Source organism: Streptomyces sp. NBC_00670 (genome assembly GCF_036226765.1).
Lineage (GTDB): Bacteria > Actinomycetota > Actinomycetes > Streptomycetales > Streptomycetaceae > Streptomyces.
In genome coordinates this window covers 7,482,834-7,499,928 of sequence record NZ_CP109017.1, presented here as the reverse complement: position 1 = coordinate 7,499,928, position 17,095 = coordinate 7,482,834, and the positions used below count along the sequence as shown (strand labels likewise).

At 74.4% G+C, this 17,095-nt stretch carries 14 protein-coding genes and 1 pseudogene; 10 read left to right on the top strand and 5 right to left on the bottom strand.

Annotated elements, in window-relative coordinates; translation table 11 throughout:
* Window positions 1-17: 17 nt before the first annotated feature.
* Window positions 18-1,643, top strand: coding sequence for an MFS transporter (locus OIE12_RS33035; RefSeq protein ID WP_329141629.1), 1,626 nt, complete (start codon window positions 18-20; stop codon window positions 1,641-1,643).
* Window positions 1,644-1,706: 63 nt separating this feature from the next.
* Here the strand turns inward: OIE12_RS33035 and OIE12_RS33030 are convergent, their stop codons facing one another.
* The 4 genes from OIE12_RS33030 to OIE12_RS33015 all read right to left on the bottom strand — a co-directional run bounded on the left by OIE12_RS33030 (window position 1,707) and on the right by OIE12_RS33015 (window position 7,106).
* Window positions 1,707-3,149 (bottom strand): class I adenylate-forming enzyme family protein, encoded by a 1,443-nt coding sequence (locus OIE12_RS33030; RefSeq protein ID WP_329141628.1) that lies wholly within the window; start codon window positions 3,147-3,149, stop codon window positions 1,707-1,709.
* On the bottom strand, window positions 3,142-4,683 hold the full coding sequence (locus tag OIE12_RS33025) for an NAD(P)-binding domain-containing protein (protein ID WP_329141627.1): 1,542 nt from the start codon (window positions 4,681-4,683) through the stop codon (window positions 3,142-3,144). The genes OIE12_RS33030 and OIE12_RS33025 overlap by 8 nt, the downstream gene beginning before the upstream one ends.
* Window positions 4,684-4,736: 53 nt before the next feature.
* A complete protein-coding gene (locus OIE12_RS33020; RefSeq protein ID WP_329141626.1) occupies window positions 4,737-5,819 on the bottom strand; it encodes a hypothetical protein in 1,083 nt (360 codons plus the stop codon).
* Between the two features lie 600 nt (window positions 5,820-6,419).
* Window positions 6,420-7,106 (bottom strand): GAF and ANTAR domain-containing protein, encoded by a 687-nt coding sequence (locus OIE12_RS33015; protein WP_329141625.1) that lies wholly within the window; start codon window positions 7,104-7,106, stop codon window positions 6,420-6,422.
* Between the two features lie 197 nt (window positions 7,107-7,303).
* Between OIE12_RS33015 and OIE12_RS33010 the strand changes: the two genes are divergently transcribed.
* Window positions 7,304-7,996 (top strand): haloacid dehalogenase type II, encoded by a 693-nt coding sequence (locus OIE12_RS33010; RefSeq protein WP_329141624.1) that lies wholly within the window; start codon window positions 7,304-7,306, stop codon window positions 7,994-7,996.
* A gap of 118 nt (window positions 7,997-8,114) precedes the next feature.
* On the opposite strand, the gene OIE12_RS33005 is transcribed toward OIE12_RS33010, so the two are convergent.
* The gene (locus OIE12_RS33005) at window positions 8,115-8,417 is read right to left on the bottom strand and encodes an ATP-binding protein (RefSeq protein WP_329141623.1); all 303 of its coding nucleotides are present in this window, start codon (window positions 8,415-8,417) and stop codon (window positions 8,115-8,117) included.
* A 582-nt stretch (window positions 8,418-8,999) separates the two neighbouring features.
* On the opposite strand from OIE12_RS33005, the gene OIE12_RS33000 reads away from it, so the two are divergent.
* From OIE12_RS33000 to nrfD, 8 genes and pseudogenes are all read left to right on the top strand, one after another.
* Window positions 9,000-9,896: an acetate uptake transporter gene (locus tag OIE12_RS33000; protein WP_329141622.1), complete on the top strand. Its 897-nt coding sequence runs from the start codon at window positions 9,000-9,002 to the stop codon at window positions 9,894-9,896.
* Between the two features lie 109 nt (window positions 9,897-10,005).
* Complete coding sequence (locus OIE12_RS32995) at window positions 10,006-11,097, top strand: SMP-30/gluconolactonase/LRE family protein (protein WP_329141621.1); 1,092 nt, start codon at window positions 10,006-10,008, stop codon at window positions 11,095-11,097.
* 12 nt (window positions 11,098-11,109) lie between these two features.
* A pseudogene (locus OIE12_RS32990) lies at window positions 11,110-11,409 on the top strand (TlpA family protein disulfide reductase); the annotation flags it as partial.
* Window positions 11,410-11,611: 202 nt separating this feature from the next.
* The gene (locus tag OIE12_RS32985; protein WP_329141620.1) at window positions 11,612-12,772 is read left to right on the top strand and encodes an acyl-CoA dehydrogenase family protein; all 1,161 of its coding nucleotides are present in this window, start codon (window positions 11,612-11,614) and stop codon (window positions 12,770-12,772) included.
* Window positions 12,769-13,638, top strand: coding sequence for a phosphate/phosphite/phosphonate ABC transporter substrate-binding protein (locus OIE12_RS32980; RefSeq protein ID WP_329141619.1), 870 nt, complete (start codon window positions 12,769-12,771; stop codon window positions 13,636-13,638). Before OIE12_RS32985 ends, OIE12_RS32980 begins: the two co-directional genes overlap by 4 nt.
* Window positions 13,635-14,891 (top strand): ferritin-like domain-containing protein, encoded by a 1,257-nt coding sequence (locus OIE12_RS32975; RefSeq protein WP_329141618.1) that lies wholly within the window; start codon window positions 13,635-13,637, stop codon window positions 14,889-14,891. Before OIE12_RS32980 ends, OIE12_RS32975 begins: the two co-directional genes overlap by 4 nt.
* Window positions 14,892-15,020: 129 nt before the next feature.
* A complete protein-coding gene (locus OIE12_RS32970; RefSeq protein ID WP_329141617.1) occupies window positions 15,021-16,073 on the top strand; it encodes a 4Fe-4S dicluster domain-containing protein in 1,053 nt (350 codons plus the stop codon).
* Window positions 16,070-17,089, top strand: a complete 1,020-nt coding sequence (gene nrfD / locus OIE12_RS32965) for an NrfD/PsrC family molybdoenzyme membrane anchor subunit (protein WP_329141616.1) — start codon at window positions 16,070-16,072, stop codon at window positions 17,087-17,089. The genes OIE12_RS32970 and nrfD overlap by 4 nt, the downstream gene beginning before the upstream one ends.
* The last annotated feature ends 6 nt before the right edge of the window (window positions 17,090-17,095 follow it).

The window sequence follows — 17,095 nt, the reverse complement described above, 5'->3', positions numbered from 1 at the left end:
GTGGGCGGGGTGGGGAATTGACCCTGCCCGTCCAGCCGGTTTCGCTGATACCCAGGCCGCTGCTGTTCTGGACCGGTGTCGCCCTCACCTGCGCGGGCGTCGGCCAGCACGTGTGGATGTTCGTCGACTCCGCGTCCATGGACTTCCACATGGCCATGATGGGGATGTCATGGGTGATGTGGCTCGGCATGGCCGCCATCGTCGTGGGCGTCGTCATCTCCGGGTACTCCGTCGTGCAGCCGCCCGGCACGGGCCCCGCGGCCGCCCCCGCCCCGCCCCCGGCGGAGGTGAGCCGGGCGAGCAGCCACCGCCTCATCGGCGTGCTGAGCTTCGCCCTGATGGTGGACCAGATGAAACCGGCCACCCTCGCCTTCATCCAGCCCGGCATGCGCACCGAGTTCGGCCTCGGCGCCGCCGAGATCGCCTGGCTGCCCACCGTGGCGTTGAGCGGCACGGTACTGGGCTCGCTCGCCGGGGGCCGCGCCGCGGACCGCGTCGGCCGCAGGGCCACCATCCTCGTCGCGTCCCTGCTGTTCCTCGGTACCACGGTGTGCGGCGCCATGCCGACCTTCGCCGGGGTCCTGGTCATGTGCGCGCTGATGGGGATGGCGGCGGGCGGCATGCTGCCCGTCGTCTACGCCCTGATGACCGAGAGCCTGCCGCCCGGCCGGCGCGCCGCCATCATGGTGCTCCAGGCCGGACTCACCACCACCGGCGGCTACATGGCGGCCGCCGGCCTTGCCGCGGTGCTCATCCCGCTCACCGGGTGGCGCATCGCGTGGTTCGCCCAGCTCCCGCTGGTGCTGATCCTGATCGGGCTGAACCGCTGGATACCGGAGTCGGCCGCCTTCACCGCCCAGCGTGCACGCACCCGGCGGGTGCCCGCCTCGACCCTGTTCAAGCGCTCTCACCGGGTGAAGACACTGGTCGTCAGCGGCTACGCGCTCGCCTGGGGCCTCGTCTACTGGGGGTTCATCACCTTCCTGCCCAGCCAGTTGGAGGCCTCGCACACGCACGGCATGTCCGCCGCCACGCTGCTCTTCCTGTCCTCGCTGCTGTCGATTCCCACGTGCGTGGTGGCCGCGTGGCTCTACATGCGCTGGTCGGCGCGGGGCACCATGGTCGCCTACGCGGCGCTCACCGTCGTGGCCCTGCTCGCGCTGGCCGCCGTCGGGATGGACGGCGGCCGGACCGTGCTGCTGACCGCCGTGATGCTGCTGTTCGCCGGGACGGCCGGGGTCATCGCGCTCATCGGCCCCTACACGGCCGAGGTCTACCCGCTGGCCATCCGGGGCACCGCCGGCGGCTGGGCCGCGGCGGTCGGGAAGTCCGGCGGGGCCTTCGGTCCCCCGCTCGTCGCGCTGATCCTCTCCGCCCCGGGCGGCATGCGCACCGCCGCGGTGCTCGTCGCGCTCCCCACGGCCCTGGCCGGAATCGCCGTGGCCCTGCGCGGGAGCGACCCGCGCGCCGCGGGCCCGGGGCCCGAGGACGTCACGGTCCGGCTGGACGACGAACTCGACGAGCTGGTGCGGGACGAGGCGGTCGCGGCCGAGAAGAACGCGGCGGCACCGGGCGGGCCGGCGGCGCCCGCACCGCCCGCACCGGGAACGGGGGACGCTCCGGGAGGCGGCCCGGCCCACTGACGGCTGTGGGGGGAGTCCCGTCGGGCGCCCTTCGGGCGGACGACGGGACTCCCCCCACAGGCCCTAACTCCCGGCCACCAGACGCCGCTTGTCCGGCTTCCCGGCGGCCGTGAGCGGGACCTCGCCGATGACGGTGAGCCGCGTCGGCGCGCAGGCCTCCCCCAGGTCCGCCGTCACCAGCGCGCGCAGTTCGCCGAGGTCCGGGACGTGACCGTGCGCGGGGACGACGAAGGCGTGGACGGCCTCGCCCGTGGCGTCGTCGGGCACGGCGACGACGTATGCCTCCGCCACCGAGGGATGACCGGCGAGCAGCCGCTCGACGGGCCCGGCGTAGTACACGTTGGCGTTGACGATGATCACGTCCCGGATCCGCCCCGTGAGCCACAGCCGGCCCGACGCGTCGAACCGGCCGAGGTCGCGGGTGCGTACCCACCCGTCGGTGAACACCTCGGCGGTGAGGGCGGGTTCCTTCCAGTAGCCGGAGCTCTGCGACGGGGTGCGGACGAACAGTTCGCCGTCGGTGCCGGGCGGGACCGGGCGGCCGGCGGGGTCGCGGACCTCCACGTCGACGGGCGGCACCCCGAGGGAGCCGGCCGGCTCCTCCGGGGTGGCCATGGAGATCATGCCGGTCTCGGTCTGCCCGTAGCCGTGGAAGACGACCGGCCCGAGCACCTCGGCGGCCTCCCGCAGCCGCCCCGGTTCCAGCGGCGATCCGGACACCATCAGCGCCCGCAGTCCGCCGAGGTCCACCGGCGACGCGCGCTGGTGGGCCACGAGCGCGGTCAGCCGGGCGACCGTGATGACGCTGGCGGTCGCCCGGTGCCGCACCAGGGCGCCGGGGAGGTCCGGCGGGTCGGCGGTGACGAGGGTGCCGCCGGCGGCGAGGGCCAGCAGCCCGTACTCCATCATCACCTGGCTGGCCAGGGTGCCGAAGACCAGGAACCGGCCCAGGCGGCCGGCGAGTGCGCGCACGGCGGGCGGCCAGGCGTCCGGCCGGTGCGCCCAGCCCGCGGTCATCGACGCGTAGGTCTGGGCGCACGCCTTGGGTACGCCGGTGCTGCCGCTGGTGTGCAGCAGCCGGGCGACGTCCCCGGGCCGGGCCGAGATCCGCGGCCGGACGCCGTCGTCCGGGGCCGACAGCAGGTCGTCGAGCGCGAGGACGAGCCCAACCCCCGGGATGTCACCGGGCCGGTCGGTGACCCGCACGTCGACGTCCCGCAGCAGGTGCTCCCGCTGCCGCTCCGTCAGTCCGGGCCGTACGCCGACGACACGTGCCCCGACGACATGGGCGGCGAGGATCGCGGCGAACGCCCCCGGGCCGACGCCCAGCAGCATGGCGACGCCGTCGCCGGGCCCCACGCCGTGTTCCCGCAGACCGTGCGCCGCGCGTCGCACCATGCCGAGGAGCCGGGCCCCCGAGACCTCCCGACCGGCGTGTTCGAACACCGTCCGGTCGCCCGCCGCGTCCAGGAGGTCGAGTACGGGGCCGGGGAACTGCTCAGCCACGGCTCTTCCTCACGAAGGCGATGAGCGGCGTCCGGTGGATCGTCGGCAGGTTCCACTCGTTCTCCAGGTTCTCCGCCATGTGGTGCGTCCCGGCGAGCACGCCGTCCCGGTAGTGGCGGACGACGGGGTGGAGGTACGTGGACTCGCCGGCGTGGTCGACGTCGTTCTCCAGGACGCGCGGGACGTTCACGTCGAACGGGTCGGCCTCGTCGTGTTCGCCGTACTCCAGGTCGACGACGAACCGGTGCGGGGCGGGCCCGAGGCCGCCGTCGGCCACGTAGTCGAGCGGTACCTCTTCCTGGTACACGGCCCGGTTGCCGTCCACGCCGACCACGTCGCCGAGGAACGCGAACTGCTGCCACAGACCGGACGAGCGGTTGACGCGGCCGATGACGGCGTCGGCGATCGCCTCCGGTGTCGCCTCGAGCGTCCGGGCCGGCCAGGGCGTGTCGAGGTGGCGGGCGCTCAGGATGCGGTGCAGGGCGCGCGTGGCGTAGCGGAAGCCGTGGATGAAGCCGTTGGTGGACTTCTTGAAGTCCCGCTGCTGCATCAGGGTGCCGGCGAAGTACAGGTCCGGCACGTTGACCGACTCGAAGGACGACGTCTGCTCGGGGAACCGGTCCTTGATGACGAGGGCGGGGCGGCAGGACTCGTCGAAGACGGAGGCGTCGAAGCGGAAGCCGGTGCACGCGATGATCCGGTCGTAGCGCAGCTCACGCAGGGGTTCCGTGGTCCGTGTGTAGCGCAGCAGCACCCGGAAGCCGCCGCCGTCGGCCTTCTCGATGCTCTCCACGGTGCCGTCGAGGACCGCGTTCTGCGACTTGAGCTGGTAGGTGTCCAGGAAGTTGTTGTTCACCGCGCGCAGATGCCCGAGGTAGTGCGTCTTCCACGAGAGCTTGACCGAGTGGGGTCCGGCGACGTGGATGACCGCGGCCTTCTCGATGAGACTGTCGGCGGTCTCGAACGCCGAGTTCCCCTTGCCGATGACGAGCACCCGCTGGTTGGTGAACGACACCGGGTCGGTGTCGAAGGTGTCGTACCGTTCGGCGAGTTCGAACCCCGGGACGGGCGGCTCGTAGAGCCGGGAGACACCGGTCGCCATGACCAGCCGCCTGGACTGCCAGGTACGCCCGTCGCCGTCGCGGACGGTGAAGACACCGTCCGCGCGGGAGACCCACACGACCTCCGTCCCGTACTCGACGCGTATGCCGGTGCGTTCCGCGAAGTCTTTGAGATAGCGCACGAAGTCGTCCGCGGGCGGGAAGTAGCGCTCGCTGTACCGGGTGAAGAGCAGGTCCGGGTCGTCACTGAGCAGCGAGTTCCAGTCCATGCGCAGGTTGAGTTCCGGGTCGGTGAAACCCGTGTTGACCTTGTTGTTCGAGATCAGCTGCCGATGGCGGGGATACCGGGTGAAGGACGTCCCCGGCGCACCTCCCCGCTCCAGGACGACGTAGTCGCGCCCGTCGCGCTCCAGCAGAGCGGCAAGTTGAAGTCCGGCCGGTCCGGCCCCGACGATGAGGTAGTCGCGCACCATGGGCCGGACGCTAGTGACGCGAATTCAGAGGGCTTTGAGATTCGGACGGCTGTTCAGACGGCTGCGGAGTTCGACGGGACTGGCCGCGATGTGGGCCCGGGTGTGACCGCCTGGGGGATGGCGTGGACCTCGCGCAGCCGGTTCCGTCTGCGGTCGACGTGCGCGCGGTCGGTGAACTGGTGCCAGTAGGAGTGGTACTGGACGACGCCGACGGCGGAGCGGTGCGGGAAGGCGGTGGCGTGCGCGGGGCGGTCGGCGACCGCGCCGCCGAGGGCGCAGGTCGGCCAGGTGGAAGCGCTCGCCGGTGGTGACCGCGTGCGGGTAGCCGGTGGCCTGGGCGTACAGGACCCAACGGCCAGAAGGTGGACCGTGGTGTAGGTGGGCAGCCCCTGGGCGGGCATCGGGGCGGGAGTGTCCTCGCCGGTGAGGCGCAGGCCGCCCAGGAGGTGCAGCACCGCGTGCGGCATGCTCCGCTTGAGCCGGCCACGGCCGCCGACGCCGGTGCCTTCCGCTTCGCTGCCGGCGGTCTCGACGCCGACCGTCCCGAGACCGGCCGTTTTGAGGCCGGCCGTCCCCGTGCCCGGCCCGCCGGTCACGGTGCGGGCCGCGGTGGCCGCGTCCGCCAGCAGCGTGTGGGGGCGCAGGCAGCAGTCGATCAGCAGGCCGTCGAGCGGGTCGGCGCCCTCGCGCCTGCCGTCCAGCCAGGCGGTCAGCTCGCGCTGCTCCTCGGGGTGCCTGCCGCGCACCCGGAGCAGGGCCGGCAGCAGTGCCGTCTCCAGCACCAGGCCGGCGCGGTAGCGTCCGCTCTCGTGCTGCCAGGCGACCGCGCCGTACAGGAAGGTGCGGACCCGGTCGATCCGCGCACGGACGTCCTCCGCGTGCGCGTGACGGGCCGTCAGCCGTCCGGCGGCCCTCTCGAAGTCGTCCAGCCGCTCCGCGGTCATCTCCCGGACGAGCGCCGCCGCCTCTCCGCGGCCGAGGGTGCGCTCCCGGGCCAGCACGTCGACCAGCGTCGCCTCGCCCGCCGCCGGCCGCGGCCCGGCGTCCCTCAGGTCGTTCGTCCAGGCCACGACGTCCGCGCACACCTCGTGCAGGACGTCCGCCGGGGGCCACGCGCCGCGCAGCCGTTCGGCCACCAGCAGCAGCGGAGCGACGGTGAGGTTGCCCGCGCAGGTGGACGCACTCCTCCGTCGACGGCTCGTGGCCCGTCTCCCGCCACCGCGCCTGCTGGACGGTCGCCTCCGCGAAGGACGCGTAGACCGCCGCGAGCGCTTGCGCCACGCCGGATCGGTGCCGACGCAGTTCCGTTCCCACAGGTCCGCCAGCGCGGCGACGACCGGTGTGCCGCTCGCCTCTCCTCCGCTCGCGCCCGCGCCCGTGCCGGTGCCGGTGCCGGTGCCGGTGACGATTGCGACGCGGAGGGCACGGTCAGCCCGGCCATTCGTCCGTGTCCCGTACGGGCCAGCCGCCGCACCCGACAGGTAATGTGCCGCCGCGCCGCATCTCGCGCCCGCTGGAGCGAGCCACGGAACGACGTGCGCCGGGCGCCGCCCCCCTCCTTCCACTCACGGTGTCCGGGGGCCGCATGAGTGGGGCGAGTCGGGTTACCTGAGGGGCAGGCCGGAACGGCGGCGTTCCCCGAGGGGGCCGGGCCGGCTCAGGTTCCCCCGGTTCGGACAACGAGCCGGGGGAACCGCGAGGTCGCCGGTCCGCCGGTCCGCGGGCCTGCGATGCCTCTAAAGGGCGCCCTGCTCGCTGACGCGCCGGGCGACCTCGCGGAGTTTGACGTTGTTCTCCTGCGAGTAGCGGCGCAGTACGTCGAAGGCCTGCTCCTCGGTGAGGCGGCGGCTGCCCATCAGGACCCCCATGGCCTCACCGATGAGGTGGCGGGTGCTGATGGCCTGCTCCATCTGGGCGTGGGTGCGGGCGTTGGAGAAGGCGACCGCGGCGTGCGAGGCCAGCAGCCAGCCGGCCGTCTCCGCGTCCTCGGTGAACGCGCCGGGCCTGCGCGAGTACAGGTCGAGGGCCCCGAGCTCCTCGTCGTCCGTGTAGAGCAGGAAACCCATCATGCTGCCCACGCCCAGTTCATGGGCCCGGGGTGCGTAGGAGGGCCAGCGGGGCTGCTCCTTGGTGAAGTCCTGGATGCGGTACACCCGCTCCCCCGTTTTCGTGCGGGCGGCGTCGAAACAGGGCCCCTGGCCCAGCCGCTCCTGCAACCGGTCGCTGTCGACGACCAGTTGTCCCGTCGGGGCGAGCGAGTCCACCTTCTTTCCGCGCAGGCGGAGGATCCCCGCCTCGTCGCACTCCTCCACCAGTTCGGTGGCCGCCCCGGTGATCCGCGCGAGCGTGTCCTCCACGGACTTCTGCGCCAGCAGATCCCGCGCCAACGACGCCATCCGCTGTGCGAATACCCGCCAGTCCATGCCGGCCTCCACCTCCGCGCGCCCGGGAACGAGATCCTCCACCCAGCGTCGCACACACGGACCGTGCGACACCGTCACGGCGGGGAAGCGGCCGGTCATCTCGCCCCGTCCGTCGCCTCGAACATGCCCGGCCGCTGACGGAGACTGAGCCGCACACCCGGAACCCCGCACCCGCGCACTCACCCCGGAGGCCGGCCATGGTCACTGCCGACGAGCGGCACGTTCTGCTCTTCGACGTCAACGAGACACTGCTCGACCTCACCGCGCTGCGGCCCCGGTTCCGGGCCGTCGGCGCCCCGGAGCATCTGCTGCCGGTCTGGTTCGCGGGGGTGCTGCGGGACGGTTTCGCCCTCACGTCCACCGGCGCGCACGCCCCGTTCGCCGAGGTCGCCGAGGACGGACTGCGCGCACTGCTGACCGGGCTCGACGGTCTGCACGGCGACCCCGCGGCCGCCGCCCGGGAGATCCTGGCCGGCCTGCCGGAACTGCCACCGCACCCGGACGTCGCCGACGGCGTCCGCGCCCTGCACGCCGCCGGGCACCGCATGCTGACCCTGACCAACGGCTCCCGCTCCACCGCCGAGGCCGTGCTCGGCCGGGCCGGTCTGGCCGGCTGTTTCCAGGCCCATCTGGACGTCGAGGGACCGCGCTGCTGGAAACCGGGCCGTGCCTCCTACGCGTACGCCGTGGGGCGGGCCGGGGTGGAGGCGGCGCGGCTGATGCTCGTCTCGGTGCACCCCTGGGACATCGACGGCGCCGATCGCGCCGGACTCTCCACCGCCTGGATCAGTCGCGGGTCCACCGCCCCGTACCCCCGGGCGATGCGCCCGCCGACCTGCCGGGCCGACTCCCTCACCGGCCTGCTCCCGGCACTGGACGAGGCCCGCTGAGCCGCCCAGCCGTACCGGTTCACCGCGGAGGCCGAGCCGCCCTCCCTACGGGTCCACCGCGGCCGGTGCGCACCGCCGTCGGCCACCGCGGCGTGGCGCGCGCACGGGACCCGTCGGCTCATCTCGACGCGCGGCCGACCGCGTCCCCGTCCGGATTCTCGGCCGGCGCGACGGTCACGGTGATCCGCCTGCCCATCGGCTCCCGGCACACCTCGAAGCTGCGGCACGCGGCCGGCACGAGTTCCAGCGTGTGCCGGCCCATCCGACGCGGTTCCGAGCCCGGCACCGTGCGACTGCTGTCCCACACGGTGACCCGGACCGCCTCCGCACGGATCTCCACCGTCAGCAGACACGGCCCCGGAGCGCGGGCGTGGGCGCCGGTGACCAGCTCGGCCGCCGGCGACCGGACGAGCTCTCCCACGCGTTCCGGCACCGGAACACCACGCACGGTCCGCAACGACGTCAACAGATCCCCGGCCAGGGCACCCGCCTCGGCGAACCCCCCGCCGCCGGCGAAGACCGCGGAGGCCGTCCGCGAGGGCCCCCGGAGAGGATGCCGGCCCTCGCCCCGCCCAGTCGGTTCCCTACGCTCCACCTCGCTGCCCGGGAGCCCTCACGCACCACCGCCAGTGTCCCGGGAACTCCCCCGCGGTCCTACACACCAACGGGTGAATCACCCCGGTCCGCTTCTCTCCTCTCCCTGCTCGCCGTCGTCCCCGCCGATGAGCCATCCGGCCCAGGAGACCGACGAGGGCGTACCGCGGGCCCCACTCGCGGGGGCCCAGCCGGCTCCGCGAAGGGGTGCACGCCCGGCAGGACGGCAACGCCTCCCGATCACCGTGGGTGCACCGGCGTGCACGTGTCGTACGCGCGGTGTTCTCTGAGGGGGTACCGGGCCGTGCGGTGTCCGGCCCCTCGTGCTCCCCGTACGCGGGGCGGCCGGGCCGTCGGCGGCCGTCGTCGGCGCACCGACCGGGCCCGGCCCAACGAAGGAGTCACTGTCATGACGGATCACCCAGGACAGCAGCCGCCGTCCGGTCGCCCCGGGCAGCAGCCGCCGTCCGGATCGTCGGCCATACCCGGGCGGGACCCGGCCTCCCGGCCACCGTCCGGGCCGCCCACGTCGTACGGCCCCACGTCGAACGCACCGGGATCGAACGGACCGGGATCCGGCGGACCGGAACCGGAGGACGGACCGGAGGGCTACGAGGCCTGGCTCGGCCGCAGCCGTATGGTGCTCACGCCGATCGCCGCGCCGTCGATCCTTGGCCTGTTCGGCTTCGCCTCCTCGACGTTCATGGTGGCGTCCAACCTGGCCGAGTGGTGGGGGGACACCCTCGTGTCCCCGGTCCTCCTCGCGCCCCTGGTCATCTTCTTCGGCGGTCTCGCCCAGCTGGCGGCCGGCATGTGGGCCTACCGGGCGCGCGACGGCGTGGCCACCGCCATGCACGGCACCTGGGGGGCCTTCTGGCTCGCCTGGGGGATGATGCAGCTCATGGTCGCCAACGGCCTGCTGCCCCTGAGCGCCCCGCTCAGCCAGGCCTTCGGCTTCTGGTGGATCGTGCTCGCCGTGACCACGCTGTTCGGGGCGCTCGCCTCGCTGGGGCAGAACTTCGGGATGTTCCTCGTGCTGATCCTGCTCGCCGCCGGGTCGGCGCTGCTCGCGGCCGGGCTCCTCGGCACCACGCACAGCCTGGTGCTGGCGGCGGGCTGGGTACTGGTCGCCTCCTCGGCCGCCGCCTGGTACACGGCGGGCGCGATGATGCTGGAGCAGTCCTACGGCGGCCGGGTCATCCTGCCGCTGGGCCGGTGGAGTCTGCGCGGCAACCTGCCCGGGCACAAGCAGACCCGGCCCATCGAGTACCCGGGCGGCCTGCCCGGCGCCAAGGCCGGCCAGTAGCGCCCACGGCCGCCGGCACCGGCGGCGCTTCCCGGCGGAGGCACAGGCACAGACGGGGCGCATCGGCACCGACCGTTTAGGCGGTCGGCCATCGGTTCACCCCCCATGCATGGACCAGCGCGACATGACGGCGCGGGGCCCCGCCTGCTCGGTCGATCTCTCGCACCGCGTGCGCGGCCACTGCCCCGTCGGCAAGGGACCGGAGGCGGTCGTCGTCGACCCCGAGCGGCGGCGCGCCTTCGTGGCCTGCTCGCGCGGCAACGCGGTCGTGGCACTCGACCTCGACCGGGCCGCCCCGGTATGGCGGGCCCCGGTCGGCCGGGAGCCGATCCCGGTCGTCCTGGACCTGCCGACCCGGCGGCTGTTCTCGGCGGACGCCCGCTCCGACACGGTGACCGTGCTCGACGCCGGCACCGGGGCCCGCCTCGCCCGGATCGCCGTCGGCAGCTATCCCGCCGGACTGGGCCATGATCCGGCCGCGCGCCGGGTGTACGCGGGCAACACCGCCGACGGCACGGTGACCGCGATCGACGCGGACCGTCTGGAGGTGGTGGGAACGGTACCCGCCGAGCTGGGCGCGGGCAGCATCGCCGTCGACGCGGGGCGCGGGCGCGGGTACTGCGCCAACTTCATGGCGGGCTCGGTGACCGTCTTCGACACCGTCACCCTGCGCCCGCTGAGGACCGTCGCGGTGCGCGAGGGCCCCTGCAAGGTCGTGGCCGACCCGGCCGCCGGGCAGCTGTACGTGGCCAGTTCCCTGCACGGCACGATCAGCAGGGTCCCCCTCGACCTCGACGGCGGCACCGTGCGCGACGAGATACCGGTGGAGCGGGCCCCGGTCGGCATGTGCGCGGACCCCGCCGGCGGCCGGCTCTACGTCTGCAACCGGGGGGCCGGCACCGTCAGCGTCCTGGACACCGCGGCCGGCCGGGAGACGCACCGCATCACGGTGGGCAACGCCCCCGGCGACTGCGCGCTGGACCCCGTCACCGACACCCTCCTGGTGACCAACGCGGGCAGCGGGACACTGACCTTCGTCCACCGGCCCGCGCTCCCCGGCCCGGTACGGCCGCTCGTGCACCCCTTGGTGGGCAGGCCGCTGCCCGGCTTCGCGCTGCCGGACCTGCGCGGCGGCCGGCTCCGTACCTCCCGGGAGTGGGCCGAGAAGAAGTACGTGATCAACTTCTTCGCGAGCTGGTGAGGCCCGTGCAACGCGGAGGCGCCGGTCCTCGAGGGACTGCGCCGCCGTACGGCCCGGTCCGGGCTGGAAGTGATCATGATCAACGTGTGGGAGAACACCGATCCGCGCGAGGAGGCCGCGAACTTCGCCGCGATCTGGGACATCGGCGCGACCGTGCTCCTGGACGGCACGGGCGAGTACGCCGACCGCCTCGGCATCCGCGGCGTACCGACCAATGTCCTCGTCGACGCGGACGGCATCGTACGGACGGTCGGCGGCACCACGCCCGCCGAACTGCACACGGCCGTACGGTCGCTGCTGGCGCGGGGCTGAACCGTTCCCCGGCGGACGGGACGCGGGGCCGAGCCGGTCGCGGCGACGCGGCGGACGCGGGACCGAACTGGTCCGTGACGGAAGCGATCATCATTCTTTCGCGTGGGCGGCGCGCGCTCCCGGGGACACGGCGGCGCGGCTGCTTGGCTGGGCCGTCACCCGTCCAACCGGACATTTCCCCCACCGCGGTGAAGGAGTTCGCATGCCCACATCCACCGAGGCCCCGCCGCCGTCCGCGCTGAACGCGATGTTCGAGACGGTGCTGCGCGAGACCGTGCGGCCGCTCGCCGACGAGGTGGACCGCACCGGCCGGTTCCCCCGCGAGGGAGTCGACGCCCTGGCCGGCGCCGGGCTGCTGGGGCTGCTCAGCTCCCCGGAGCACGGCGGCGCCGGCGCGGATCTGCGGGAGGCCGCCGGCGTGGTGGAGCGGCTGGCCGGGGCTTGCGGCTCCACCGCGATGGTGCTGCTGATGCACTACGCGGCCGTCGCCGTCGTGGACGGTCACGGGCCGCAGGCGGTACGGCGGGACATCGCGCGGGGTCGGCACCTGAGCACGCTGGCCTTCTCCGAGAAGGGCTCGCGCAGCCACTTCTGGGCGTCCCGCGGAACCGCGTCCCCCGAGGACGGGGAGACGGTGCGGCTGGACGCGGAGAAGTCGTGGATCACCTCGGCCGGAGAGGCCGACAGCTATGTGTGGTCGAGCAAACCGCTGGCGGCCGACGGCGCCATGTCGCTGTGGCTGGTTCCGGCGGACAGCGCCGGCCTGGAGGTGCGGGGGGACTACGACGGCTTCGGGCTGCGCGGCAACGCCTCCAGCCCCGTCACCGCCAAGGGCGTCTCGGTGCCGCGGACCGCGCTGCTCGGCGCCGACGGCTCGGGTTTGGACGCGGCCCTGTCCCTGGTGCTCCCCCGCTTCCTCGTCCTCGGCGCGGCCTTCTCCCTCGGCGTGACCGAGGCTCTGCTGGACCTGGCCTCGGCGCAGCTGCGCGGCGCCCGGCTCGAGCACCTGGACCAGAGCCTGGCCGAGCAGCCGCTGCCCCGGCAGCAGTACGCGCGGCTGCGGCTGCGGGCCGACGCCGTACGGGCGTTCCTGGACGACACCCTCACCGCCCTGGCCACCGGCCGCGCGGATGCGCAGTTGCGGGTGTTGCAGGTCAAGGCGCTGGCGGGCGAGAGTGCCGCCGAGGTCGGGGACGGTGTCATGCGGCTGTGCGGCGGGTCGGCGTTCCGCCGGGAGCTGGGCGTGGAGCGGCGGTTCCGGGACGCGCTGGCGGCCCGGGTGATGGCACCGACCACCGAGGCCCTGTACGACTTCTGCGGCCGGGCCGGACTGGGCCTGCCGCTGTTCGAGGAGGGCCGGTGAAGCGGGAGGAGACCGGGGGCGCGGTGCTTCTGGGCGCCGTCGCCTACGACCCGAAGGTCGTCACCATCTGGAGCGGGTTCCGCTCCTGGCTGCTGCGCCACGGGCTGCCGTTCGACTTCGTGCTCTACGCCCACTACGAGCGGCAGGCCGAGGACCTCGTGCGCGGCCGGATCGACGTCGCCTGGCACTCGCCGCTGGCCTGGCTGCGCAGCGGCCGACTGGCGCGGGCGGCGGGGGTGGAGATCCGGCCGCTCGTCATGCGCGACACCGACCGCGACCTCACCTCGGTCGTGGTCGTCCGGACGGACGGACCGGCCGGCGTCACCGACCTGAAGGGGCGCACGGTCGCCGTCGGCGCGGTCGACTCCCCGCAGGCGACCCTGCTGCCGCTGCACCATCTGCGGGAGCAGGGCCTTCAGCCGGACACCGACTTCGAGGTCGCGCGCCACGACACCGGGGTCGGCCTGCACGGCGACCACATCGGCGGCGAGCGGGAGGCCGCCCGCGCCCTCATGGCCGGCGAGGTCGCGGCGGCCTGCATGACCGACGCCAACCATCTGCTGTTCGGCCAGGAGGGCACCCTCCTGCCGGGCGCCACCCGGCTGCTGGCACGCACCGCCCCCTTCGACCACTGCGTGCTGGCGGCGGGCCCGTCCCTGGAACCGCGACTCGGCGGCCTGCTCACCTCGCTGCTGCTGTCGATGTCCACGGCCGACCCCGAGGTGCGTCATCTGCTGGACCTCGAAGGGCTCACGCGGTGGCTGCCCGGCCGGGAGAGCGGGTACGCCGCCCTCGCGGCGGCGGTGGACGGGGCCGGGTTCTACGACGCCGACGGCCGCGTGACGGCCACCGAGTACCGGCCGTGACGCAGGACGTCTCCCGGCCTCCCGTCCCGTCGGATGCCGCGCCCGGGTCGCCGTCCGGCGTCCCGCTGCTCGACCTGGCCGGGCTCGGTTTCGACGAGGGCGCCCATCTGCTGCTGCACCGGGCGCTGCACCAGGTGGCGCCCGGCGAACGGGTGGCCGTCACCGGCACCGATCCGGCGCTGTTCACCCACCTCGCCGCCTGGTGCCGCCGCGAGGGACACACCGTGTGGCCCACGGCGTCCGACGGCACTCCGGTGCGGGCGCACGTGGCGCGCGGTGCGGCGGGCCCGGCCCGCGGGCAGGGCGCCGAACGGGCCGGGGACCCCCGGTCCGGTCGGGTGGCCGACCGGGCGCCGCTGCACTGGGGACTGGCGGCGCGCGGCGCGCTGGTGGAGGCCGGCGGTCCCGAGGTGCCGTTCCCGGTCACCGGCCGGGACACGGCCTGGAGTGCTCTCGCGCCCCGGCTGTACCGCCAGGCCGCCGCCGCCCAGTGGGACCCGCTGACCGCCATCGCATGGGACACCCCGTTCACCCTTCCGGACGAGGTGGAGGCAGCGGTCGTCCAGGTCATGACGTACCTGGTGGAGAACGAACAGGCGGCCCTGGTGGTGCCCGCCCGGCTGCTGGTCCAGGTGCACCCCCACTTCCGCGAGGTGCTCCAACTGCTCGCCGTCCAGGCCGCCGACGAGGCCCGGCACGTGGAGGTCTTCACCCGGCGGGCGCTGCTGCGGGGCGGCGCGATGGGCACCTCCTCGGCGGGCGGCCGGGCGTCCCTGGCGACGCTGCTCACCGAACCGGACTTCTCGATCGCGTCGTTCCTGCTGTCGGTGCTCGGCGAGGGCAGCTTCCTCAATCTGCTGACGTTCCTGGAGCGGCACGCGCCGGACCCGGTGACGCGCCGGATCTGCCATCTGGTGCGCCAGGACGAGGCCCGGCACGTCGCCTTCGGCCTCGGCCACCTCGAGCACCACGCGGGCGCGCAGCCACGGCTGCGCGGCCGGCTGCGGGCCGCCGTGGAGCGCCGGCACGACGTCCTGGCCGACACGGCGGGCCTGAACCGGGACGTGTTCGACGCGCTCGTCCTGCTCGCCGCCGGGTCGTGGGCGCCGGAGGCGATCGCCCGCGGCTGGCGGGCGGTGCGCCGGCTGCAAGCGGACATGGACGAGGGACGTCGGCACCGGCTGTCCCGGCTGGGCTTCTCCGACGGCGAGGCCGCCGGCCTGTCGGCGCTGCACACCCGCAACTTCATGTGACCGCGCCGGCCCCGGCGACCGGATGCCGGTCCGGCTCCCCGCCGGGCGCGCGCCGTCCGGGCTTCCGTGCGACGCTCGTCGCAGGCAACGGTGCGGGCGGGGGTGAGAACCGGACGAGGAGGTCGGAGCATGGCCGAGGGCGACACGACCGCGGTGCACACGGCGGGCGGCGATCCGCCGCCCCCGTCCGGCAACCTGCTGTCCGGGCCGCAGCCCAACGTGGCGCGGGCGGCCGGCTACCCCGACGCACCACCGCGCATGGGCTTCTTCACCGACACCTCCGTCTGCATCGGCTGCAAGGCGTGCGAGGTGGCGTGCAAGGAGTGGAACTCGGTTCCGGAGGACGGCCTGGAGCTGACCGGCATGTCCTACGACAACACCCAGGGGCTGGGCGCGGACACCTGGCGGCATGTGGCCTTCATCGAGCAGCGCAAGCCGCTGGGCGGCCAGGAACCCGGCGTCGACCACAGCGGTTTCGACGTGTTCGAGGCCGCCCGGAGCCTTGGCGACTCCCCCTCCTCCCCCGGCCCCGGCGCCACCGCTCCCGCGCCGCAGGCGGCCCCCGCCGGGGCGCCGGCCGGGGAGATCTCGCCGCTCTCGCCCGACGGGCGGACCGAGCTGCGCTGGCTGATGGCCTCCGACGTGTGCAAGCACTGCACGCACGCCGCCTGTCTGGACGTGTGCCCCACGGGGGCCCTGTTCCGCACGGAGTTCGGCACGGTCGTGGTGCAGGAGGACGTGTGCAACGGCTGCGGGTACTGCGTGCCCGCCTGCCCGTACGGCGTCATCGACCAGCGCAAGGAGGACGGCCGGGTCTGGAAGTGCACGCTGTGCTACGACCGGCTCGGCGTCGGGATGGAACCGGCCTGCGCCAAGTCCTGCCCCACCGACTCCATCCAGTTCGGCCCGCTGGACGAACTGCGCGAGCGGGCGGCGGCCCGGGTGGCGCGGCTGCACGCGGCCGGTGTCACCGACGCCCGGCTGTACGGCGAGAGTCCCGAGGACGGCGTCGGCGGCGACGGCGCGTTCTTCCTGCTGCTCGACGAACCCGAGGTCTACGGCCTGCCGCCGGACCCGGTGGTCACCACCCGGGACCTGCCCGCGATGTGGAAGCACGCGGGGATCGCGGCCGTCTCGCTCGCCGCGCTGGGCGTCGCCGGTTTCGTCAGGAGGCCGCGATGAGCGGGTCGGACGTCACCCGCGAGGGTGTACAGGGGGCGCGTCCGGGGCGCGACGCGCCGACGGGTGCCCGGGCGGGGCGTCACCGGCGGCGCCGCGGCCGGGGCGAGCAGCCGATGGTCCCCGACGCCCGGTTCTCGTCGTACTACGGCAAACCGGTCCTGAACAAGCCGACCTGGGAGCCCCTCGACATCGCCGGCTATCTCTACCTCGGCGGTCTGGCCGGCGCCTCCTCGCTCCTCGCGGCGGGCGCGCACACCACCGGGCGGCCGGGCCTCGGGCGGGTGGCGAAGCTGGGCGCGGCGGGCGCCATCACCCTGTCGCTGGCCGCGCTGGTGCACGACCTGGGGCGGCCCGCGCGGTTCCTCAACATGCTCCGCGTCTTCAAGCCCACCTCGCCGATGAACATGGGGTCATGGCTGCTGGCCGGGTACGCGCCACTGACCATGGCCGCCGCGGCCGCCGACGTCGCGGGCCGCCACCGCCTCGTCGGCACGGCCGCCACGGGGGCCGCCGCCGTACTGGGCCCGGCGGTCGCCACCTACACCGCCGTGCTGCTCTCCGACACGGCGGTGCCCTCCTGGCACGACGGCTACCGCGAGCTGCCGTTCGTCTTCGCCGGCTCCGCCGCGACGGCGGCGGCCGGGCTGGCGCTCGCCTGCACGCCGTCCGCGCAGGCGGGCCCCGCGCGCCGCATGGCGGTCGGCGGGGCCGCGCTGGAGCTGGGCACCTTTCAGCTGATGAAACACCGGATGGGGCTGACGGCCGAGCCCTACGAACACGGCAAGCCGCACCGGCTGCTGCGCGCCGCCGAACTGCTCACGGGCGGCGGCGCCGTGCTGGCGGCCTGTGCGGGCCGGTGGCGCGGGCGGACGCCGGCCGCGGTGGCCGGCGCGGCACTGCTGGCCGGCTCGGCGGCACTGCGGTTCGCGGTGTTCCACGCCGGGGTCCACTCGGCCGAGGACCCCAAGTACACCGTGGTCCCCCAGCGGGAACGGCTGGCGGCCCGCGACGGCTGACCCGCG